At 56.2% G+C, this 23,716-nt stretch carries 14 protein-coding genes; 6 read left to right on the top strand and 8 right to left on the bottom strand.

Translation table 11 applies throughout. From position 1 onward, the window contains the following. Positions 1–4 precede the first annotated feature (4 nt). From ABEA92_RS06375 to ABEA92_RS06345, 7 genes are all read right to left on the bottom strand, one after another. The gene (locus tag ABEA92_RS06375; RefSeq protein ID WP_345682970.1) at positions 5–1,429 is read right to left on the bottom strand and encodes a hypothetical protein; all 1,425 of its coding nucleotides are present in this window, start codon (positions 1,427–1,429) and stop codon (positions 5–7) included. A 408-nt stretch (positions 1,430–1,837) separates the two neighbouring features. Continuing rightward, entirely contained in the window at positions 1,838–3,496 is a 1,659-nt protein-coding gene (locus ABEA92_RS06370) for a proprotein convertase P-domain-containing protein (RefSeq protein ID WP_345682969.1), read from the bottom strand. A gap of 113 nt (positions 3,497–3,609) precedes the next feature. Beyond that, a complete protein-coding gene (locus ABEA92_RS06365; RefSeq protein ID WP_345682968.1) occupies positions 3,610–6,306 on the bottom strand; it encodes a secretin N-terminal domain-containing protein in 2,697 nt (898 codons plus the stop codon). Between the two features lie 354 nt (positions 6,307–6,660). Then, on the bottom strand, positions 6,661–7,284 hold the full coding sequence (locus ABEA92_RS06360; RefSeq protein ID WP_345682967.1) for a 5-formyltetrahydrofolate cyclo-ligase: 624 nt from the start codon (positions 7,282–7,284) through the stop codon (positions 6,661–6,663). A gap of 103 nt (positions 7,285–7,387) precedes the next feature. Beyond that, positions 7,388–8,872, bottom strand: a complete 1,485-nt coding sequence (locus tag ABEA92_RS06355; RefSeq protein WP_345682966.1) for a rhamnulokinase — start codon at positions 8,870–8,872, stop codon at positions 7,388–7,390. Positions 8,873–10,190: 1,318 nt separating this feature from the next. Beyond that, positions 10,191–11,519 (bottom strand): hypothetical protein, encoded by a 1,329-nt coding sequence (locus ABEA92_RS06350; protein WP_345682965.1) that lies wholly within the window; start codon positions 11,517–11,519, stop codon positions 10,191–10,193. Positions 11,520–11,760: 241 nt separating this feature from the next. Beyond that, complete coding sequence (locus ABEA92_RS06345; RefSeq protein ID WP_345682964.1) at positions 11,761–11,895, bottom strand: hypothetical protein; 135 nt, start codon at positions 11,893–11,895, stop codon at positions 11,761–11,763. Between the two features lie 113 nt (positions 11,896–12,008). On the opposite strand from ABEA92_RS06345, the gene alaS reads away from it, so the two are divergent. After that, a complete protein-coding gene (gene alaS / locus ABEA92_RS06340; protein WP_345682963.1) occupies positions 12,009–14,834 on the top strand; it encodes an alanine--tRNA ligase in 2,826 nt (941 codons plus the stop codon). A gap of 429 nt (positions 14,835–15,263) precedes the next feature. On the opposite strand, the gene ABEA92_RS06335 is transcribed toward alaS, so the two are convergent. After that, the gene (locus ABEA92_RS06335) at positions 15,264–16,031 is read right to left on the bottom strand and encodes a 7-carboxy-7-deazaguanine synthase QueE (protein ID WP_345682962.1); all 768 of its coding nucleotides are present in this window, start codon (positions 16,029–16,031) and stop codon (positions 15,264–15,266) included. Between the two features lies 1 nt (position 16,032). Here ABEA92_RS06335 and queF point away from each other — a divergent pair, with 1 nt between their 5' ends. The 5 genes from queF (at position 16,033) to ABEA92_RS06310 (ending at position 23,715) form a co-directional block, all read left to right on the top strand. Next, positions 16,033–16,404 (top strand): preQ(1) synthase, encoded by a 372-nt coding sequence (queF, locus tag ABEA92_RS06330; protein WP_345682961.1) that lies wholly within the window; start codon positions 16,033–16,035, stop codon positions 16,402–16,404. Between the two features lie 76 nt (positions 16,405–16,480). Continuing rightward, positions 16,481–17,479 carry a sugar phosphate isomerase/epimerase family protein gene (locus ABEA92_RS06325; protein ID WP_345682960.1) on the top strand — a complete coding sequence of 333 codons (999 nt, stop codon included), beginning with the start codon at positions 16,481–16,483 and terminating at the stop codon, positions 17,477–17,479. 1,371 nt (positions 17,480–18,850) lie between these two features. Then, on the top strand, positions 18,851–20,119 hold the full coding sequence (locus ABEA92_RS06320) for a tetratricopeptide repeat protein (RefSeq protein ID WP_345682959.1): 1,269 nt from the start codon (positions 18,851–18,853) through the stop codon (positions 20,117–20,119). 469 nt (positions 20,120–20,588) lie between these two features. Then, complete coding sequence (locus ABEA92_RS06315) at positions 20,589–22,346, top strand: AMP-binding protein (protein ID WP_345682958.1); 1,758 nt, start codon at positions 20,589–20,591, stop codon at positions 22,344–22,346. 79 nt (positions 22,347–22,425) lie between these two features. Next, positions 22,426–23,715: a thiolase family protein gene (locus ABEA92_RS06310; RefSeq protein WP_345682957.1), complete on the top strand. Its 1,290-nt coding sequence runs from the start codon at positions 22,426–22,428 to the stop codon at positions 23,713–23,715. Position 23,716 lies beyond the last annotated feature (1 nt).

The following is a 23,716-nucleotide window of genomic DNA, read 5'->3' as shown; positions in this document are numbered from 1 at the left end:
AATCTTAAGGGTGCAAAGAATGGACGGATGATTGAGCCGGTTGCAGCGCCGGATCATCAAGATCGAGTCGATACAAGATTTGGTTGTAGTCGTAATACGGCGTGGGTTCGGCGTGATTGGCGAATTCGGCCGTATACGTCCCTTCGAATAACAGTGTCGAACCAGATTGCGGCGTCACGTTGGGATGTAATCGTGGATTATAAAACGTGTAGTTGTCGTGGGAAAGAATTTCGACGGCGGTGCCCCACGGTCCCATCGGCGAGTCGGCTTCGGCGTACCACAGCGTTCCAAAGGCGGACGGTTTACCAAACTTTTGCATGAAAACCGTGACCCAGCGTTTGCGAAACGCATTCCAGACGATCGAGCCAGAGTGAGGCACGATCTGAGTGTCATCATCGGCCGAGCGAAGTGTTTTTTGAGGCGTCAGCGTTTTCCAGTTCTCGTAGTCCTTCCAAGCTTCATAGTTGGCTTGGACTTGAATCCGAGGCAGCGGGTTGCCGAACAACAGCCAGCGTGTTCCTTCCGCATCGGTCCAGAACGCGGGATGGCCTTCCTCGGCAAGCGACGGTGGCGACCCGCCCTCGGATGCTTTCCAGACCGTTCGCACGATTTCAAATTCGGAGGTCGAATCATTCCACTCGCACAGCCCCGCTTCGTACGTTTGCAAATGTCCTTTGATCTTCCGATAGAATGCGACGAGATGCGGTTTGCCATCTTGGTCGCTCAGACTGACGTAGCCGGTTAACCAAGTGGGGCCATCACCGGGAAATGCAGCGACGCCTTTCGGTCGTCCGCGTGGATCGAGGAACAGATCGAATTTTGGTTTCAGCGGCGGTTGCAGGGAACGGAATGGGGTGGTCGAAGTCGTTCCGCTCGTCATCGCAAAGATGCCCAGCGGATACGATGCGATCCGCGTATCCCCCCAAGCCCAATACATTTTGCCGCGGTGAACGGCGTTTTGCACGGTGTCGCACCCGAAGATCGGGGCGTCGTGCCAATCGAGATGATCACCGAGTTTTTGGCTTTCGACAAACAAACCTGCGCCGGTCAGTCGTCCAACCCGTTTGGCGATCGCGGTGCGGTGGACCTTGACGGTCCGTGTTTCGCCGCGGCGGGGTGTCAGCCGAACGCCGCGGAAACCAAATCCATCCGCTGGGACTTCGTAACCGTGTCCGACCACGCTGAAATAGACTTCGCGATCCAGCAGCGACGGATCATCGATCGCAATCACTCCGGCATTGTCGCTGACAAAGCGGACATGATTGGTCGTTCTCAATTCGACCAACGGGACCGGCCATCCCGATTGGTCGTCGACGACGCGAATTCGACACGCGGTTTGTGCTACCGTTGCATCGTCTTGAGCCAAGCTGAATGACGCGACCGTGAATCCACTCAGAATGATCGGCAAGATACGCGTAAGGAAATTCAACTTGGATGCTTTTGAAAAATGTCTCGGCGCCGTTGCGATTGCAGCCAAACCGTTCGGCATGTTTTATTCAGTGAGCCGCGCACGCGTCAGCGACGGGACGGCTGATCTTGATTCGGTCCCTCGCTGACGCGTTTTGAAGTTGCGCGATTAGAGGTTCTTCGGGCCAACGGCCCAGCAATTTGCCTAGCCTGGCCCAACGGGCCAGGTTTTCGATGCAAAGAAACCTAAGGGCCAAAGGTCCGGCCATTTGCTAGCCGCCCTCATTAAGTCCTGGCAAACGGCCGGACCGTTGGCCCTACAATTCATTGGTTTTCTTAGTCCCAGCCCGTTGGGCTGGGCTAGGTAAACGTCCGGGGCTTTGCCCCTAAATACAAGAGCGTAACTTCAATACTTCACCCTTCAAATCGGCTATTGTCGCAGCTCGCCAACCCGCTGATATGCTTCGCCGGTCGCCTGAGCCGCAGCTGCGGGTGCTGTCACCGTCTCCATGTCGGATGCCGGTTCGTCCAACGTTTCGATTTCGCTTGTCGGATTTCTTGATTCGCCGGGGAAGTTTGGTTGTGGACGGACGGTCAATCCCCAGCCGTGTAGGATGCCAAAACGATCGCTCTGGGTTCCGCTAATGACCAATTGCCACGGACCCTGGACGCTTTTGCCATTGAACGCACTCAAACTGGGTTGGCGTTTGGCGAGCGCCTCGGGCTGGTAACTGCCTTCGAACGGAGGTCGTCCTTTGGTGATCGAATAGCGAGCTGAGTCGTCAAAAATGGTTTGGTCAAAGTGGTCGTCGTGCGCCCCGACGCCGCTGAACAACTCGATTCGCGTCCCATCCGGACCGATCAAGTAGGCATCCAGAAACGAGGTATAGGTGTGCGTGATCGACAACTGGACATCTAGATCCGCGATCAAGTAATTTTCGTCGATGTAGATTTCCGAGACGACGGTTTTTCGCGGCGGCAACGGTTCGACGCTATCGCTGCGGTAGCTACCGCCGACAAGCGATTTGGCCGCGATGGCTTCCGATGCGGTCAGCAGCCCGTCGCCGTTGGTGTCGTAGGACCGAAATTCTTCGATCAGTTCATCAGTCCACTCATCGGTGTACTCATCCATCGCGACTTGGTTGTCACGATTCAAGTCGCGTTCGTAGAACCATCCGGGCAATCCCGCGGTCAAGTCGCCTGCCTCGGCTTGCATTTCATTTAGGTAAACTTGCAGTTCGCTGCGTTGGATTTCGCCGTCGCGGTCCACATCCAAACGGCCAAACGGCACACCGAGGCGGACGGCTTCGTCGGCGCTGAGTCGGCCATCGCGATCCGAATCAAATCGCCCCAGCACCGTCGACGTCAAGTAATCGCGGCCGCCTGGACCGCGGCGATATCGGTCTCGTGAACTTGATTCCTCGCGACGCGACGACGACGTACCAACGCTGTTTCCAGTCCGCTCGGCTTTCTTGGTCAATTCGCTGGCGGCTCCGGACAGCATCCGGCGACGCGCGTAACGCTGGGCAAGTTCAAGCCGGCTAAGCTTGTTATCGTTGTTAAAATCCTCGGCAAAAGGATCGCGGTATCTCCATTCGGCTCGCTGCGCTTCGGCGCGATCAATGTATCCATCACGGTTGCGGTCCGATCGACGCAGCGTCCGCTCGGCGTCGTCAATATCCTCTTGCGTGTACGGGTATTTGACTTCGGGTAAACCGAACTCGGGAACAAGCGGTTGATCCGGTGCGGTTCCAAAGTCCATCGGATTGACGTAGTCGTCCACGTCGACTTCGCGTCGCGAGACACCGTTGTTCATCGCGTAATAGATCCTTGCCGCTTCTTGCCATTTCTCGACACTATAGGCACGCTCGAGCGACATCCGTCGTGCTTCAGCCACTCGTTCAAGGTAAGGGCGAGCCAAGGGAGTGATTTCGGACGGATCGATATCGCCGTCGGCGTCGGTGTCGAGTCGCTCGAGCGATTCACGCAATCCAGATTGCGCGGACGCCGTGTCGACGCCAACCATCATGCCCATGGCGAACATGACCGCAACCATCAAACATCGCGGAAAGTTTGGGTGAAGTTTCATCGGAATCGGCACAAGGATAGGAAATGGACGACGCGGTGATGGAAGCCGACGGGTGGGTAACGGCGATCGCAGGGGGGCGGGCGAGATCGCCGATGGTTCAGCAACGATTCGGTCTAGCGAGAACTTCGGCTGCGTGAGGAACTGCTGCGCGAATTGCCTTCGCCCAAAATGACTTGGTGCAACAGTTCGCCAAAGACTTCGCTGTTCATCGGCGTGATGACCTCGATCGTCTGTTCGCCACGGGCGTCAATCTGTTTGGCAAGTTTCTCGACTTCGTTAAACAGGTCGCGAGGCGCGGTGACAATCAGCGAATTGCTTGCCTCGTGAACGGCGACGGTCATTTTAGGTTCGAGGTCGCGTTCGGGCTTGCTGTCAGGCGTCTTCAATCCTTTCTTGGCAGCCGCCGCCTGCTTTGCTTCGGCGGCACGTTGTGCTGCTACCGATGCGGCGCTACCGCCGGCGTCCCCTTTGGATTTGTCGCTCATGATGCGTCCGGCGTACGCTTCGCGAATCGCCTCGGCAACCTCGGACGCTTTGGTATTGACCAACTCGATCACGTTCGAAGTCCCGTAGGTTTCGATCGACGTGATGCTTTGGTCCTTGTCGATGATCTTTAAATAGTCTTCGATGATGTCGATGTCGCTAGCGGTGCCTTGCGCGATCAAACGATTCAAACGCGAATCCGCAACGATCGTAATCGTGCCCGACATCATCGTGGTCGTGCCGTCGTTGGAAGTGACAAAGCTGCTTGCCAATCCGCCCGAGTATCCGCCCGAAACATAGCCGTTGACCAACGTGCCCGCTTGAGCCTCTTTGGCAGCGTCGCCTCCATCGAGCAGTTCGCCCAGCATTCGCAACGCATCGTCGGGTTTGGTGTGTTTTAGATAGAACACAATCGGAGTCACCGGCGGTGTATCGATGACCCCGGCAATGCTACGCAGGTGCGATTCGAATTCGTTGAGCGCTTCGGGATCGTCGGACTGCATCAACACACCCCGCGGAGTCAATTGGCAACGAATCGCGTTCGCTTGATTGGACGTCGTCGCAGTCAAAACACGAGCAGAGTGGGTTCGAGGCGAGCTGACCCGAGCATTGGCAGCAGGAGCCGACGCAAACGATTGCTCGTTCAACTCGGGCTGCGTCGTCCGCTCTTCGTGAGATTCCTCGTCGTGTAAAACTCGCTCGGTTTTGGTTTTCTCGTTTGGAGCGATTGCTGGGTACATGATGATCGGGTTCGATCGGCGCCAAAACTTGGTCGCGGTTTCGAGCAGCTGTTCCGCACGAGAGCCTCGCAGCGGAAACACGCGGGTTTGTTCGCTGTGAGTCACATCGCCGTTGACTTCGAGCCCCGAGACGATCTTTTTGATCTGATCGATTTGCGGTCGTTTGGCTCGCACAAACAAACGCATGTTGCCTGGGTCGGCGTCGATTTTCGGCGCGTCTGGATCGATGGTTTTCGGATCATCCAACGGATCGGGAAGGTCGAGCATTTGCTCAAGCAAGCTAATCGCGAAATAGGGATCAACGGTCTTCAGTTGAATGACTTCGAAGTCGGCTTCTGATGCTTGCAGCTGAGCCACGGTGGCTGCAATTTCGGTTTGCACCGCAGGCGATGCCAGAGCGACGACACTGCGAGCGGTTTCGTCGACCGACAGCCGGACTTGTTTTCCCGCCAGCAGCGTTTGCAGGACATTGTAGACCGTTTCCACATTTCCACCTTCGACCAGATGCGATTTCAGCACCATGTCGCCGGTTTCGGTGGTCATGCTGGCTTTGGGTTTATCGATCGCATTGACCAGCCCTTCGATCAATTTGACTTTGTCTTCCAAACCGGTCACGAACAGGTTTTTGCCTTCCAGGTCGGCAGAGATACTGACGTCAATTCCAATCATCTCGTCAGTTGCCAGACCCAAGTGAGGACGAGCGACCACCAAGATGTCTTCGGCTTCGACGTGCTCAAGCGAAAAACTCTTGACGACCGTTCCGTCTTTCATCGCATCGGCCGGTTCGAATGCGCTCAGCACCGCTTGGACGTTGCGTAACTTGGCTACCGTGTCGGTGATCATCAATTGATTGGTGCGAGACAAAATCGCAGGTGTCGACATCAACTTTAATGCCGACAACTCCTGAACGGCTTGTTCGGCATCAATGTCGCCGAGCGAGAACATACACTTGACGACGTGGTGTTCGTTGGCACTCGCAAGCTCTTCGACGCTGATCAACTTTGCCAACACATCGAGCTGCTGCAAACTTCGCGGGTCGCTCAAATTGATCACCGAAAGCAATTGGTCGCTACGGACCAACGTGAAGCCCTCGGACAATAAGAACAGATTGATGCGATCGATCGCTTGCTGATGTGTAAATACGGTCGGGTCGGTGTAGGTGAAACTGCCCGGCGGCAGGTCACCGAAATGCAAAGCCAACCCCGCTTCGTCGGCGATCCAGCGGATGACTTCACGCCAAGGCACCCCCTCGAACGAAAAACGGACCATGCCGTCGCCAAGCGGCGGATCGATCGTCTCGTTTATCTCGATCGCCGGTTCGGCAGAGGAGACTGGGGCGGTAATCGGTGCTGCGGCTGTTGCGCTCGAATCGGATGGGCCGGAATTGGATAAGCCCGCATCGGTTGAGGTTGCCGATCCAGACATTTCGGTTTCCTGGGGCAACGGTTCCTGCGTTGCAGATTCTTGGGCCGTCAATTCCTCGGCCACCAGCGGCGACAGCAACGCGGTCGATAGCAGCGGAACCGCCATTAGGGCCGCAGGCAACAACCGGATCCGTGAGCAACGTCGAGTCCGTGAGTGATTCATGGCAACTAATTTAAGTTGGAAGCAGACTGGCACCGGCGCCCATGGGCAGCAAGGTGATCCAGCGGCTGAGGGAGGGGGCGTCAAGGAAACGGGTGACGTTTCGAAGACGATCAAAGGCGGGAGTTGTGTGAAAGGCGTGGGATCGAGGTCATCGGAACGAACGAAGGGGGCTGTTCTTTCCCGCCTCAATCAGTGGCATCCTAGATGGAAAACCAGAAAAAGTCAATCAATTACAAACGTCGATAGTGCGAACGGCCCACCTGCAATGGGGGAGGGGGCTTGCTGTGGTCGGTGCTGCGCTGCGGTGGTTCTCGACATCGCAGAGGGTTTCGGACGTCGCAGACGGTTGTGGCATCACGCGGTGGCTTGCCGACCGAGGCCATTCCGGCCAATTCCGTCGTAGACGCGTTTCTCCGTCACCACCTTGTCCATAAATAGGTCATGACTCTGCATTGGAATCTCGTCAAACATCTGACACTCAAACGCCAACCCGACAAATGGGGTCTCGTTTTTGGCGTTTTTCAGCAGTTTGTCGTAGTAGCCTTTTCCGTGCCCGGTTCGCCCTCCGCGAGCGTCAAAGCCGACACCGGGAACCAGAATCAAATCGATTTGGGCAATGTCGACCTTTTTCGACTCGATGTTTCGCAGCGATTCACGGGGTTCAAAGATGTTGTAGCTGCCCACTTCGAGCTCATCCATTGATTCGAGCAGGAACAGCTTCAGGTTGCCGTCAACGCAATACGGGATCACGATGTCTTTGTCGCTCGCCACCGCGGCGGGCAAGGCGTGCCGTGTCCGTACCTCGTCTCGGATATCGACGTACCACATCACACATTGGGCGGCGGCGTATTGGTCCATTTGCATCACGCGGTCGGTGATCTGATGGCTGACCACGTTTTTATTGGCCAATGCCTTCCGAGCAGCGTGGGCCGCTGTGCGGATCTGTTGCTTCTTTTCCGCCAATGCGTCTTGGTTCATTTCCACAAATGCTAATCTCGGGAATAAAGGGGGACACGCTCAAAGAGCCATCGGGATCGTCAAGGTAGGCTCAGCACCGCAATGCCAGCACACGGCTGGTTCGCTACAGCGAATTAAATTTCTCTGCCGCGTCATCCCAGCCAGACGGATTTTGGGGATCGAATTGCTTGGTGCCGAAGCTGGTTCGGATCAATTCTCGAGCTTCGACGATCGATCCAAGACGCCCTGTCCCCATCATTTGGACCGCAATGTTGCCTGCGGCGGTCGCTTCGACAGGGCCCGCCACCACGACGAGATTGCAGGCGTCCGCGGTCATTTGGCAAAGCAATTCGTTTTGCGACCCACCGCCGACGATATGAATGACATCAATTCGATTGCCCACCAAGGTTTCCAGCATACCCAGGCACACGCGATAGCGAAGCGCCAGCCCCTCAAGGGCACCACGGTACAGCACCCCATTGCTTTCAGGCGTTTTTTGCCCCGTCCTCGCGGCATAGCTAACGATGGCGTCGACCATGTCGGTCGGGGCTACAAACGCCTCATCGTCGGGATTGATTAGCAGTTCAAATGGTTTCGCGGCCAATGCACGCTCGACCATCACGTCCCACGACTCGGCTGCCTCGCGACGCTCGAGCGATTTTCGGATCTGCTGGAAAATCCACAACCCTCCGATGTTCTTCAGCAGCCGCGTGCTGCCCTGAATGCCTCCTTCGTTGGTGAAGTTCAGCTTGGCACAGGTTTGGTTGATCTTTGGCCGATCCAGCTCGCAGCCCATTAGCGACCATGTGCCCGAGCTGATGTAGCACCAATTTGGTTTTTCGGATGCAAAGTCATTGACGGGCACGGCGATCACGGCCGACGCCGTGTCGTGCGTGGCCGGAACAATCACCGGGACGTTGTCGAGTCCGGTCAATGCGGCGACCGAAGGCTGGACAACCCCAAGGTTGCTGCCGGGCTCCAGCACGTCTTGGAACAGCTTGCCAGGTAATTGAAAGCGAGAAATCAGCTCGCTGGACCATTGGCGAGTACGGGGATCCAGCAATTGGGTGGTCGACGCGTTGGTCGCTTCAATGCTGCGTTTGCCGGACAACAACCAGTGAAAGAAATCGCCCATCATTAGAAAGCCGTCGGCGATCGGCAGCGAATGCTCGCCGGCTAATCGAGCCGCGACCAATTGGTACAGCGTATTGAGCTCCATGAATTGCAGTCCCGTCGCCTCGAAAATTTCTTGTCGTGGAACGATTTCCCAGGCACGCTGCATCATCCCTCGCGTGCGGGGGTCTCGGTAGTGACGTACCGGACCGGTCATCTGGTCTTGGTCGTCGACCAAGACGTAATCGACGCCCCAAGTATCGACACCGACCGAGGCGATATCGTCAAACTGCTGCGTCGCCTTGCGAAGTCCGGTTTGGATGTCGGCCCACAATCCGTGGACATTCCAATGCATCGATTGTTGGATCGTGACCGGATCGTTGGCAAACCGGTGGACTTCGGCCAGCTGCATCTGTTCATTTTGCAGTGACCCTGCGATCACGCGTCCGCTCGAAGCACCTAAATCGACAGCCAAATGGACCGGAACCGAACTCATCGTATGAAATTCCTCGTGTTAACGTCTGGGAATCGGGAAAGGACGCCGATGATAGCAGGATATTGGGCGACTGCCGCCCCTTGGTTACCGGACAGCGGTGTCCACTTCAGGGAACTGCTTCTGTGGGGCTACGAGGTATGGCGGTTGTGACGATGTCGATGACCGGGGGGCTTGCGATGTGGCCAATAGGAGGCCTGGCGATTTCCATTGGAGTGGAGTGGTTTTGTTCAGTGGGTTGAACACGGCAGGATTTCGGTCAGGGCGGTCGTTTTCTCGTAGTTGGACAATCGATTTGCAAGCGAAAAATAACCCGAATGGCGGTCCCAAAATGCAGCCTCAAAAATGCATTCGATTGACACAAACTTTTTTAACTGCCGCAAGCGGAACACTTTATGTCACAAGCGGCTGTTCCCTGAAAACGAATTTGAGAAAACTGTGGTTGACCCGCCACCTGCAAAACGTAATCTAACGGTGTCGCCACATCACTCATCCGCCATTTTTCAGAGGCGGAATCCAGGAAGATGTGTACGATCGTCAACTGACGCTAAGTCGTTGATTTGATTAGAGTTATCAAAGGGATCGTGAAGGCTGTCTGATGACAGCGTTACTCGTCCTGCTTACTATTGCGCTAGCAACGGATTGTGCATAAATTGCGTCTTCCGCGAGTTCGCCTCGCGTGGGGTTTACGCGGTCAGCTTGCGGCCACGGGCTGATACACGTCGATAAATCGTTTGGCATTTGTCGATCGATTCATCACGGACCTCACGGGCCGGGTACACGGAGTACCCGGCCGCGAACGCTCGCGAGATGCAATCTCTTTTTGAGCCAGCCACACAGATTTACCCTCCCTCTGGGAGGGTCGACCGCAGGAGGCGGTCGGGGAGGGTTGGTGACTTCTCGTTTGCACGATTTACTTCTAACACAGCGAACCCCACCCAGAGCCGGCTGCCGCCGACTCTGACCTCCCCAGAGGGGAGGTGAAACAAATTTACCCTCCCACTGGGAGGGTCGACCGCAGGGTGCGGTCGGGGAGGGCTGGTGACTTCTCGTTTGCACGATCTACTGCTAACACAGCGAACCCCACCCAGAGCCGGCTACTGCCGACTCTGACCTCCCCAGAGGGGAGGTAAAGTAGATTCACCCTCCCACTGGGAGGGTGGACCGCAGTAAGCGGTCGGGGAGGGTTGGTGACTTCTCGTTTGCACGATTCTATTGCTAACACAGCGAACCCCACCCAGAGCCGGCTACCGCCGACTCTGACCTCCCCAGAGGGGAGGTAAAGTAAAAACCCCACAATCGCCGCGGTGCCGAGGGGCGACTAGGGAATTTCGCTCGTCGTTTCGTTGGGAGATGCCGATTGCGATCCGCCAATCAATTCGCCGATCTTGCCGTCGCTGGCGGGGCTGACCCATTTCAGGTCGACGATGATCGCCTGTTCGTCTTCGCGGACAATTAGCGATGGCAATTCTTCTCGCAATTGCGCAGCCCAATCTTTCGCGGTCAACGTGCGGTGTTCAACACGGACTTGTCGCGATGGATACCGCCATCGGCCTTTGGGGGTGATGCGGGCGTCTTCGGCGGTCACTTGGCAGCTCTTGACCGCATCGCTTGCACTGAGCCGCATCGCCAGCCGTTCGGCTCGGGCTTTCAGATTCTCTTCGCCCGTTTGCAGCAGCGCGTCGATGGGTAGCTCACCGCTGGCCGATTTGCCCAACGTGCTGACCAACATCGCCTGCACCGCGCTGGTCGCTTCGAGCGACTTCCACACGGCAGACTCGATAATTGCGTCCACAATTTCTCGTTTGCCGATCATGATGCCGCATTCAGGGCCTCCGAACACACCGCCCCCTTCGACGATCACCAAGTCCGCGCCCGCTTCGATTGCCGCTTCGACGGACGCCAATTGGGCGTCCTTGGTTCGGCGGAGCGTGGCCACCGGCAGCACCACGACTTGCGTGACCGCGGATCGGTCCAACTGCAATGGCGTGGGAGGATCCGGCTTGGTTTCGTCGTCGGCCACGATCAGACAAAATGAATCAAATGCGTCAAAATCCGAGGCTTCGATCGAATCATTCGCTCCGACTTCCTGAACGATCGGAACGAGCGAGTTGAGTGCATCGACCAGCGAATCACCGCTACGCAGCCGGATTGCTTGGCTACGGTGAATCAGGATGTCCTCTTGGCTCATTCCGATGACAAGTGCCGTCAAAATGGCGTTGAAGTTAGCAGCGACGGCAATCTCGAGGTTTGTCGATGATTCGAGATGGCGGTGCAGTTCACGAGTCAGTCGCTGGTTTGCATGATGATCGCGGCGAACATCGCCGTGCAAACAGGCATAGGCCGCTTCGACCGCCTGTTCGGCCACCGGCACCCCCGTGCCCAGCGGCGTTACCAGTGTGCCCGATGCGTTGACCAGCGGAATCGCCACGGCGACTTGTTTTTGAGACCACCGCTGGACGTTTTTTTTGCCCGCCTCGGTCGCTCGCATCACCGCGTCCAAGCCGCGGGCCGCCGTTTGGGGGAGATCTTGAATGATCTCGGTCGCTTGAGTTTTTAGTTTTTCCAGCGTCTCTGGCTCACGTGCACGTCGAGCCACGTCGTTGAGTCCACGTCGCAGTAATTCAACGGTCCAGGGAGGGATTGCCATGAGATGATTCGTTTTTAGGTATGGGGAGAGGAGTGATTGTGTCTGGCAGCGATTCGATCGCTTGCGCCATTGGCTGTATCGATTTTAACTGGGATTCGATTCTAACCGATGATTCTTGGCTACAAATCGGGCCAATCGATCGAGTTGACTTGTTGACGGAGGCATGCTGGGACAGGTGACTTGGCTGAATCGACAGTGCGGTCGCGGTGCAGACTGCTGATTTCATTCGCCGTTTTGGCCATTACGGGATGTCGTGCCAATCGGTCGTGCTAATACAGATGTCTTCGATGGTGGGGGGCAGCCAAAAATGCCATGGCGAATTGCACTGGAAATCGGACGTGCCCTCTGCCGAAATGACTCGTTTCGATATGATCATTCAACACTCGCGTCCGAAGACGAGGCAATGTCGCGTCGGTTTGTTCACCGATTGGCGAATTTTCGGCCTCTTCGGACCAAGTCATTACCCAGCTTTGAACATAGACGAGCGATATGAAAACCGACGAGCTACGCGAAAAATACCTTGCTTTTTTCGAGTCAAAAGGATGTGTCCGCAAACCGAGCGACGTATTGGTTCCGACTTGGGATCCGTCCGTTTTGTTCACGCCGGCGGGGATGAATCAGTTCAAAGACCACTTTCTGGGCAAGGTCAAGCTCGATTTCACTCGGGCGACGACCTGTCAAAAGTGTTTGCGGACCGGCGACATTGATAATGTCGGACGGACCGCGTTTCACCACACCTTTTTTGAAATGCTGGGCAATTTCAGCTTCGGCGACTATTTCAAAGAAGACGCCATCCGTTGGGCTTGGGAATTTTTAACCGATAAAAAGTGGCTCGGGATTCCTGGCGAGCGTCTTAGCGTGACCGTTTACAAGGACGATGACGAAGCATTCCAGTTTTGGAACGAAAAAATTGGACTGCCGACCTCACGCATTTCCCGCATGGAAGAGGACGAAAATTTTTGGCCTGCCTCGGCACCCAGCGAAGGTCCCGATGGAGTGTGCGGTCCGTGTAGCGAAATTTATTACCACCTCGATGACGGTAGTGATGTCGAGATCTGGAACCTCGTCTTCACTCAATTCAATCGCGTCGGCGATCCACCAGACAATTTGAAGCCGCTGCCGAGCAAAAACATCGATACCGGAATGGGGCTCGAGCGGACCGCCAGCGTGTTGCAGGGCGTGCCGACGAACTTTCATATCGACAATCTGTTCCCGATCGTCCAAGCGGCGTCGGAGGTTTGCGGCGTCAAATACGAGTACGAAAGCGACAACGGCCGTCGACTTCGCCGCATCACCGACCATGCTCGCGCCTGTGCATTCGCGATCCACGAAAACGTTTACCCTGGCCCCAAAGACGCCAAGTACGTTGTCAAACGCTTGATTCGCCGTGCGGTCTTGGACGGCTATCAAATGGACCTTCGCGAACCCTTCCTCTACAAATTGGTCGACGCGGTCGCCGAGAGTGCCAAGGTTCCGTATCCCGAGTTGAGCGAAACCACCAAGCGGGTTGCTGATGTCATCGAAGCCGAAGAGAAAGCGTTCTTCGGTACCATCGACGGCGGCATGAAGCGAATCGGGCAACTGTTCGAGCAAATGCGAGAAGAGTCCGCCGTGATGGTTCCTGGTGAGGAAGCGGCGGAACTGAACACGACCTATGGCGTGCCTCCAGAGTTGTTGCAGACGCTTAGCGCCGAGCAAAACTTTACCTTCGATTGGGCGGGCTATCGCGATGCGATGCACGAGCATTCGATCAAGAGTGGTGCGGGACAAAAAGAATTGTTCCAAACGGGCCCCTTAGAAACGTTAAAGGAAGCGCTTCGCGAAACCCCGTTTCTTGGTTACGACGCCATCGAAGCAACGGCCGTCGTCAAAGGCATCATCACCGGGGTGGGCGGCAAAGAGGACGAAGGTCAATTGCTGAGCCATCTTGATCGCGCCAGTGACGCTGAACTGCGTTTGGTACTGAATCACTCGCCGTTTTATGGCGAATCGGGTGGTCAGGTCGGCGACGTCGGGGTGATCAAGTGCGAGAAGTTCGAATTCCAAGTGATCGATACTCAGCGTCATGCAGGGTTGATCGTTCACCATGGAAAATTGACCCGTGGTGAAATTCACGAAGGCGATGAATGTACCGCGATCGTCGATTCGGCTCAGCGTGAAGCGCTTTGTCGTGCTCACTCGGCCACCCACATCTTGCACTATGCACTGCACAAAAACGTGGGCGATCACGCTCAACAACAAGGCAGCAAGGTGGAAGCGGACCGTTTGCGTTTTGACTTTACCAACCAACACGCGATCGATGACGACGTGCTCGTTCAAATCGAAAGGGACGTGTGGAATCGAATTGATGCGGCCGAGCCAATTCAGTGGGAAACCGTCCCGCTTGCCGATGCTCGTGCGGCCGGCGCGATGATGCTGTTCGGCGAAAAGTATCCCGATCCCGTACGCATGGTTTCAATGGGCGAATTCAGCAAAGAACTTTGTGGCGGTACTCACCTTACCAACACGAAGCAGGTTCAAGCGTTCGAGTTGGTTGTCGAAGAGAGCGTGTCGGCAGGTACTCGCCGCATCGAAGCGTTAACAGGCGAGCGGGCCGAAGCTCACCGCGTGCAGACGCGTGAACTGCTAGAGCAAGTTGCCAAAACGCTTGGTTGTGATCCACAAGATGCGGTTGCGGGAACGAAGCAACTGTTTGCCGAAGTGCGTCAGCTGAAGAAGGAACTTTCGGCTGGCAAGCCAGTCGAGCATTCCGAAGCATTGGTTGTCAAAAAGGCGGAAACGCCGATCGATACCAACGACTACAATTCGATTCGTGCTGCGGTTCGTGATATCACACGCCAATTAAATGTTTCCAGTGACGATGTCGTGACTCGACTCGAAGCCTTGATGGCGGACCGCACCAGTTTGGCAAAGCAGCTTCGCGAAGTCACCGCTGGCGGAAAGTTGTCTGCGGATGATCTGATTTCGGGAGCGGAAAACGTCGGCGATTCGATGTTGATTGTCGCCGAGACGCCCGGTGCGAACCCGAATGTGATGCGTGGCTGGATCGATCAGATTCGCAAGAAAAGCGAAAAACCAACCGCGGTGCTGTTGGCGTCGGTTCAAGGCGACAAGGTATTGTTGGTCGGTGGCGTCAGTCGTGAATTGGTCGATCGTGGTGTGAAGGCAGGCGATTGGGTCGGAGCAGCGGCAAGCGTGGTGGGCGGCGGCGGCGGTGGTCGACCGGACATGGCTCAAGCCGGTGGCAAGGATCCTGAAAAGCTGCCCGAAGCACTCGAGCAAGCCAAAGTCTCGATGCGAAAATCGCTGAGCTAAGAAAAAGGGAAAATAGGTTTCCCTGACGCGTCATCGGCATTAAATCGTAGCGAAACTCGCCAAGAGTTTCGTTGGTCCCGTGAAACGCGTAAGGCGGAGCTCCCGACACGTGAGTTTTGAAGTTGCGCGCTTTTCGTTCTTCGGGCCAAAGGCCCAGCAATTTGCCTAGCCTGGCCCAACGGGCCAGGTTTTAGATGCAAAGAAACCTAAGGGCCAAAGGTCCGGCCATTTGCTAGCCGCCCTCATTAAGTCCCAGTAAACGGCCGGACCGTTGGCCCTTCAATTCATTGCTTTTCTTGGTCCCAGCCCGTTGGGCTGGGCTAGGTAAACGACCGGGGCTTTGCCCCTAAATACAAACGCGCAACATCAAAACGTACGCGTCGGGTTATGCTCCGCCTGAGCTGGACACGCTGAACCGTCGCCGCGTCACTACGTGCCGCGGCGGTTGCCGTACCAACGAATTTGCATGCGGTCGCAATACTGGAACCCTCGCTCGGCCGTCCAAGGCCGCAACCACGTCGCGGCTTGGTCAAGTTCCGCATTGCTGACGCCTTGCGGCATCACCCAAACCTTTTCCGCGGGAACGCCAAGCTGCGCGACAATTTCTTGTAGCTCTTCGAGATCTCGCGATCCATCGACGACGAATTTCACTTGGTAATCGGCCGATTGCTCGATCAACGTTTGCATCGTGGCGATCGGCATCCGCCGCTGCTCGTGCAGTTCACTCCACCGCGGATGTTCGCTGGCGTCTGGGGCACTGGTGCGAAATTTGGGGCTGATCGACATCAGATCGCAAGCAACGTCTCGAGCGATCGTGCCTGCCGTTTCGATCGTGATATGGTGGCCTCGTTCTCGCAGCATCTCGCACAACAACACCGATTCTTTGGGTAACAGTGGTTCGCCGCCGGTCAGCACCACGTGACGCACGCCCGAATCCTCGATGGCTTGGACGATGTCCGCAATCGACACCTGATCCCCTTCGGGACGCCACGATGCATACGGGGTATCGCAGAACCAGCAGCGCAGATTGCAGCCGCTGGTACGAACGAAAAAACTGTTGGTTCCGGTCAAGGCACCTTCGCCTTGGCGGCTGACAAAGGTCTCGGAAATGCGCAGCTTTGACGTTTCGGCCAAGGTCCCCCTGGTCGATTCCGGTGAAGCCTGCAAAAATCCTGAATTACGAAGTGGAGAAATCAAATTGAGCGACTCAAATCATTTTCGCGAGCTGTTGGAAGTTTTTGAAAACCCCAGCCCGACACGAAATTTTACGATCCAACACCATTGTCCCGAGTTTACTTCGGTTTGTCCCAAAACAGGGCAACCCGATTACGGAACGATCATCTTTACCTACGTGCCTGACACACTATGTGTCGAGCTGAAGAGTTTAAAGATGTATTTGCAGCGGTTTCGCAACGAAGGCATCTTCTACGAAGCCGTGACAAACCGAATCATGGACGACTTTCTCGCTGTCGTAAAGCCGCGGCAAGCGACGGTGGAAAGCCGCTGGACCCCCCGTGGTGGTTTGAACAGTAATATTATTGTTCAATACCCCGACGTTCCCCTCGGTTAATGCCTGCCTTTTGTGCCCGTCTGCTGGCGGGCGATCCTCTGCCCTCTTCCCTCCCGGAACCCCAAAAATCTCCATCATGACGACTCCGATTTTGCTAAGCGGATTTGCTGACGAAGCCGCCAACGAAAAGCTTGCCGTACAACAGTACTCGGCATTCGCCGCGCTCGGATTGAAATACTATTCAATTCGGTTCATCGATGCCGGCGAAGGGATCAAGAATGTCATGATGCTCAGCGATGCCGAGATCAATCATCTCGTCAAAATGCAGAGTGATTATGGATTGAAAGTCAGCAGCATCGGTTCGCCGATCGGCAAGGTGAAACTAAAGGATGTCGACGATGGCACGTCGAACAAATTTGTCCCGTTTGATCAATACATGAAAGAGGACGTGGCTCGCGCGTGTGATCGTGCCGAAGCGTTCGGAGCCAAGTTGATTCGTGGTTTTGCGTTCTATCATCCCAAAGGAACCAAGCCCGAAGAACACATTGACCAGGTCTCTGATCAACTCTCGCAAATTGCCGAAGCATGCGACAAGCGTGGTTTGACGTTTGGTTTGGAAGTCGAAGCCAACCTGGTCGGTCAAACCGGTCAATTGCTCGAAGCGATCGCAGCAAAAGTCAATCATCCTGCGATGCTGACGATTTTTGATGGTGCCAATATCGTCACTCAAGGCTTCACGCCGGATGAAACCTACGGTCAATACTTGGCGATGAAGCCAAGTTTGGGTTGGGTTCATATCAAGGATTACCACGATCCGTCGCCGACCGCGCGGATCGATCATGTCGACGAAGCAAGTCTCAGCAACTTTGTCCCCGCCGACCGTGGTGACAGTGGTCACGAAGCGATCTTGCGTGACATGAAGGACTTTTTGCCCGAGTTACACAAGCGAATGACCTCGCGTGGCGCCGACGGCGTCTTCATCGATCTCGAACCCCACGTCAAAGGTGGCGGCCAGTTTGGTGGCTTTAGCGGTCCCGACGGATTTGGTGTCGCGTTGCGAGGCCTCTGCCGTGTACTCGACTACGTCGGAATCCCCTACGGATTGCGAACGTTCGAAGACATCAAAGCATCGTAGTTTTGTTGACCGGATCGTCGATTTGGCACAAGCCGATTCACCCTCCCATGGTGCGGGAGGGTCGGCTGCGGTAGCGTCCGGGGAGGGTTGGTTGCGGCAAGCGTGCACGCTCAGTCCGCAACACTACGGGTCTCCACCCCGAGCTTGCGGTCAAGTCCATCGTCGCCCAGCTTTCCAAGCTGGCAGCGCTGCGGTGACCGTTCTATCGACATGGAACATGGTTTCGCGTTTCGACGATCAAACGTGACGCACGCTAACGGCTTGGAAAGCCGTGCGACAATCGTCGATTCACCCTCCCGTGTGCGGGAGGGTCGGCCGCGGTAGCGGCCGGGGAGGGTTGGTTGCGGTAAGCTTGCACGCTCAGTTCCCAACACAACGGGCCTCCACCCCGAGCTTGTGGTCAAGTCCATAGTCGCCCAGCTTTCCAAGCTGGCAGCGTTATGGTGAGCGTTCGATCGACTCGGAACATGGTTTCGCATTTCGACGATCAAACGTGACGCACGCTAACGGCTTGGAAAGCCGTGCGACAATAGCGGCCCACCCCGAGCTTGCGGTCGAGTCCATTGTCGCCCAGCTTTCCAAGCTGGCAGCGCTGCGGTAACCGTTCGATCGACGCGGAACGAGGTTTGGCGATTCGACGATTAAGCTTGATGCACGCTAACGGCTTGGAAAGCCGTGCGACAATGGCCCACGCAGAGTTTGCGGTCGAGTCCATAGTCGCCCAGCTTTCCAAGCTGGCAGCGTTACGGTGAGCGTTCGATCGACACGGAACGTGGTTTGGCGATTCGACGATTAAGCGTGACGCCGCTAACGGCTTGGAAAGCCGTGCGACAATGCCCCACCCAGAACCGGTGGTCGAGTCCATAGTCGCCCAGCTTTCCAAGCTGGCAGCGTTGCGGTGACCGTTCGATCGACCCGGAACGTGGGTTTCGCGTTTCGGCGATCAAACTTGATGCACGCTAACGGCTTGGAAAGCCGTGCGACAATGGCCCACGCAGAGCCTGCGGTCGAGTCCATAGTCGCCCAGCTTTCCAAGCTGGCAGCGTTGCGGTGAGCGTTCGATCGACATGGAACGTGGTTTGGCAATTCGACGATTAAGCGTGACGCACGCTAACGGCTTGGAAAGCCGTGCGACAATCGTCGATTCACCCTCCCGTGTGCGGGAGGGTCGGCCGCGGTAGTGGCCGGGGAGGGCTGATTGCGGTAAGCGTGCACGCTCCGATCCTCCTCAAAACAATTTTCGAGGAACTCAAACACGTTCGCCGAAACCGCATCGCTCGATTTGGGACCGCATTCACACGCATGCGGAAAAATCGCTTAGGATTGTGGACGGTTGCTGCTGGTCTTCGCTATCGCTGAGGAAGGACGTTGATGAATGCTTCCGCTTGGCAATCGGACGTGTTGCTTGCCCAGCAGTCGTTTGATCAGAATCGAATCGATGAAGCTCATGCGATCGCTACTGGCGTCTTGGCGGGACACCCCGCATGTGCCGAAGCGATCGAAGTCATCGGCCTAGTGCAGTCGCGTCGTCACCAAATCGACGAGGCCATTGAAACGCTCGAGCATGCACTGCGAATTCGTTGTGACTTGGTGCCAGCACACACCTATTTAGGACTGCTGTATCAAACGCGAGGCGAATCAGCGCGAGCGATCCAAGTTTTTGAACGAGGCTTGGTGCTCGACCCGGCAAATGATCGACTTCGCTTCAATCGAGCGCTTTCGCTATTAAAGATCGGCCGCTTCGAGGAAGGTTGGATCGAATACGAGTGGCGATGGAAGGCAGCGTCGGTACCAAGACCCGAGATTCCGTTGCCGCGGTGGGACGGATCGCCGCTAGATGGACGCTCGATCTTGATTCATTCGGAACAAGGATTCGGCGACACGTTGCAATTCATTCGCTTCCTGCCGCAGGTGCAGCGTCTTGGAGCGACCGTGTGGATGGCGGTGCAAAAGCCACTCAGTCGGTTGTTGGGCAATGTCGACGGAGTGGATCATTGGATGCCGGTGGACCAACCCGCGGCAATTGCATTTGATCTGTATTCGCCGCTACTGAGTTTGCCGGCGCTATTGCAACTGGATCGTCCCGAGAAATTCCGAGTCGCGACGCCTTACTTGCATCCCGAACCCGAGCGAGTGAAAGCGTGGCGAGATCGGATTGAAGGTTTGCCGGGTCTGAAGATTGGAATCGGATGGCAGGGGAGTCCGACGTTTCACGGCGACGTTTGGCGTTCCATTCCGCTTTCGTCCTTCGCCGCACTTGCCAGACTCGACAACGTCACGCTGGTGGGTCTGCAGAAACACGATGGCTTGAATCAGCTATCGGAGAACGACACGGCGGTTCCGCTGGTCCGTTTTGACGATCTCGATGCGGACGGTGCGTTTGTCGATACCATCGCGGTGATCCAGCATCTCGATCTCGTGGTGACCTCCGATACTGCGTTGGCGCACCTTGCCGGGGCCGCCGGGGTTCCGGTGTGGTGTTTGGTTTCAACCGCTTGTGATTGGCGGTGGAGGAGCGAATCGAGTGACACCGCGTGGTACGATTCGATGCGACTGTTTCGCCAGCCGAAATTGGGAGATTGGGAATCGGTCATCGACGATGTGGTGGCCGAACTTCAGCGATCAGCCATCCGCAGCTGATTCGCTTGCTCGCCACCCACAATGAGTACCCCTTGGAAGTGACAAATGCCGCCTCGTGAGAAACTTCACAAAGGGGCGAAAGTGCACTTTGCGAGATTGTGGCGGGGAAAAAGTTGCCTTTCGTGGTTCCGCAACGTAAGATCAATTTGTAAGCAACCTGAAGCGACTACGGCTCGGTTATCGGTTTCGGGGGTGCTTATCACGGCCGACCCTCTCGTGTTCGCGTCGACGGACAGGAGAGCGCATCCCTATACAATCCGGCCGCGAGTTCTTTTCATTTGAGTGATTATTGGCTGGCCCCGAGCCGACAGCCGCAACTGCGGTCGGCTTTGAGAGCGCCGTCAAACGCCCTTCTCTGGCCGACTTCGATCGGAGCGGTTTGACTCGTCCAAGCAAACGCCGAGCAAATTGCACTTAACTCACGGAGGATCGAGTTCGCCACAGCGGCTTCTATCAGGGAGATACAGCCATGGGCCACATGCTGCAAGGGAATCCAGGGTATCCCGAGCCTGAGGATCGGGTTCGCTCGATCAAGGCACGCTCAGATGCAAGTGTCCTTCGCATTGCCGAAGAATCTTTGTCCCACATCAATGAATCCGACGCGTCTTTGGAAATCCCCTGTGGGATAGAGCACTACCGCGGTGTCCCCGCATTTGGGTTGCTGCGGCATGCAGCGGATGTGATTCCCGATCGCACAGCGGTGGTCTATGGCAACATGACTTGGACTTACCAAGCGCTCAATCACGACGCGGTGCGGGCGGCGGCTCTGTTGCAGCACCTTGGAATCAAAAAAGGGGATCGCGTCGGCGTCCTGTTACCCAACGTGCCGGAGTTCATCATCGCGGTCAATGGCATTTGGCGTGCCGGCGGAATCGCGGTCGCGCTCAGCCCGTTGATGGTCGAAGAGGAGGTGGCCGAAATTGTTCGCCGCACCAAGTGCAAGGTGGTCATTACCTTGGACATGTTGGCGCAAATGTTAGTCGGTTGCGAATCCGAATTGACGAAGACCTTGTACGTTTCGATTCGCGAGCATCTACCATCGCTGAAACAACTCGGGTATCTGTGGGCACGTCATCAACGCACCGGTCAATGGTCGCTGCCTAGCAACGAATCGCATGCTTGGTTTTGGCAGGAGTTGAAGGAGTTGCGTCGAGAATGGAAGCCGGTGGAAATCAACACGTCATCGGATCCCGCTTACATCCTGCCAACCGGAGGTACCACAGGAACTCCCAAATCGGTCACGCTTAGTCACCAGAACATGGTTGCCAATGCGTGGCAGCAATTTGAATGGACCCATCGCTCGTTTGCGACCGAGACGATGATCGCGGTGTTGCCGTTTTTCCACAGCTATGGCGTTTCGGCGATCGTTCTCGGAGGGGCGGCGATGGGCGCAACGTTGGTGCTGCACCATCGCTTCAATGCGCGTCAAGTGATTCATTTGATCGAGACAAATCGGCCGACGGTGTTGCACGCGGTGCCTGCGATGTTGGTAGCGCTGAACGATCGCTTGCGCGAGTATCCTGCGGATTTGAGCTCGATTCGCTGGGTGATCTCCGGTGGCGCGCCCCTTGATGCGAATGTCGGCGAGACGTTTCGCGAACACAGCGGCGCCCTCGTCGTCGAAGGTTTCGGGTTGTCCGAGGCTTCGCCGGTAACGCATGTCGGCGATCTGTTTGCTGAACCCAAATATGGCACGATCGGATTGCCATTGCCCGAAACCGAGTGTCGTATCGTCGACCCCAATGGCGGAATCGAAGACTTGCGGGATGAACAGGTCGGAGAGCTGATCGTTCGCGGCCCGCAAGTCATGCTCGGTTATTGGGATGACCCCGCAGCGACGGCGACTACGATTCGCAACGGATGGCTCTACACCGGCGACTTGGCGGTCCGTCATCCCGATGGCTTGTACAGCATCGTGGGACGCAAAAAGGATTTGATCATCACGTCGGGATTCAACGTCTACCCGTCCGAAGTCGAGGCGGTGTTGCGCGACGCTCCTGGCGTTCGTGACGCGGCGGTCGTCGGGTTCGCCGATCCGCAGCGGGGTGAGGTGGTCAAGGCATTCGTGCGGATGCACGACAAAGCGGTTTGGGACGAAGCGATACTGCGAGAACATTGTCGCCGTCATCTATCGAAACACAAACAACCTCGCATCTACGAGCAATGCATCGAGGATTTGCCGAGAAACTTTTTGGGCAAGGTGGTGCGTCGCAAACTGCGAGAGTGAGCCGTCAAGCACGGTTTCAGCTGTAAATCGTGATTAGCGAAGTAAAAGCGGAGTTTTGAAAAGAAAAATAGGAGATTCAATGATGGAACCCATTGCCATTGTCTCAGGTGTACGCACCCCGTTTGCGAAAGCGTTTGGCAAACTGGCCGACGTGTCGGCGGTCGAGCTCGGACGGATTGTCGTGACCGAGGCGTTGCAGCGGTGCGAATTGACGCCCGATGCGGTCGACGAGGTCATCATTGGTAATGTCGCCGGTCCCGCCGACTCGGCCAACGTGGCGCGTGTCATCGCGTTGAAAAGCGGAGTGCCGGTGGACCGGATCGCGCATACCGTCAACCGCAACTGCGCATCGGGAATGGAATCGATTCTGCAAGGCTGCAGTATCCTCCGCAGCGGTCGCGCGAAAACGATTGTCGCCGGCGGTACCGAATCGATGTCTCAGATCCCGCTACTGTACAGTCGCAAGGCAACCGAGGCTTGGATGCGAGTGGCGCGAGCAAAAACGTTAACGCAGCGAATTGCAGCCTTTGCAGCTTTTCGTCCCAAACATTTCAAACCGGTTGCCGGCGTTGAATTGGGGCTGACCGACCCCGTATCGGGATTAAACATGGGCGAGACTGCTGAGGTGTTAGCCCATGATTTCGCGATCACGCGGGCTCAGCAAGACGAGTTCGCGTTAGCCAGCCATCACAAGGCGGCTGCGGCGCAAGAGAAATGTTTCCTGTCCGGTGAAATCGTCGAGGTTCCCCTGTCTCGCGGTAAACCGATGGACAAAGACAACTGCATTCGCCAGGGCCAAACGCTTGAGCAGTTGGCCAAACTGAAGCCGATTTTCAAACGCGATGGATCGGTGACCGCAGGCAATAGTTGCCCGCTGACCGACGGGGCTGCAGCGGTGGTGCTTTCGGCGATCAAAGACTTGGATCGTTTTTCACGGCCGCCGCTGGGGTACATCACCGCAGCCGCCATTGCCGGTTGTGATCCAAAACGAATGGGGCTTGGTCCGGTATATGCAACAGCAAAACTGTTGGAAGAAACCGGCATGTCGTTATCGGATTTTGAACTGATTGAAATCAACGAAGCCTTTGCAGCGCAGGTGATCGGGTGCGATCGTGCGATGCAATCGAAATCGTTTGCAGAAAAAGAACTTTCGCGTTCCACCGCGATCGGACAAATGAACCCTGACATCGTCAACATTCACGGCGGGGCGATTGCCTTGGGCCATCCCGTCGGGACGACTGGCACCCGATTGATCTTAACGATGCTTCGTGCCCTGCGGGCCTCGGGCAAACGCCGAGGCCTTGCGACACTTTGCGTCGGTGGAGGCCAAGGCGTTGCGATCGCTCTCGAAACCGAACTGGAGACCTAGT

Origin of the sequence: Novipirellula caenicola (genome assembly GCF_039545035.1) — a bacterium.
GTDB lineage: Bacteria > Planctomycetota > Planctomycetia > Pirellulales > Pirellulaceae > Novipirellula > Novipirellula caenicola.
This window is presented reverse-complemented; position numbering and strand designations above follow the sequence as displayed.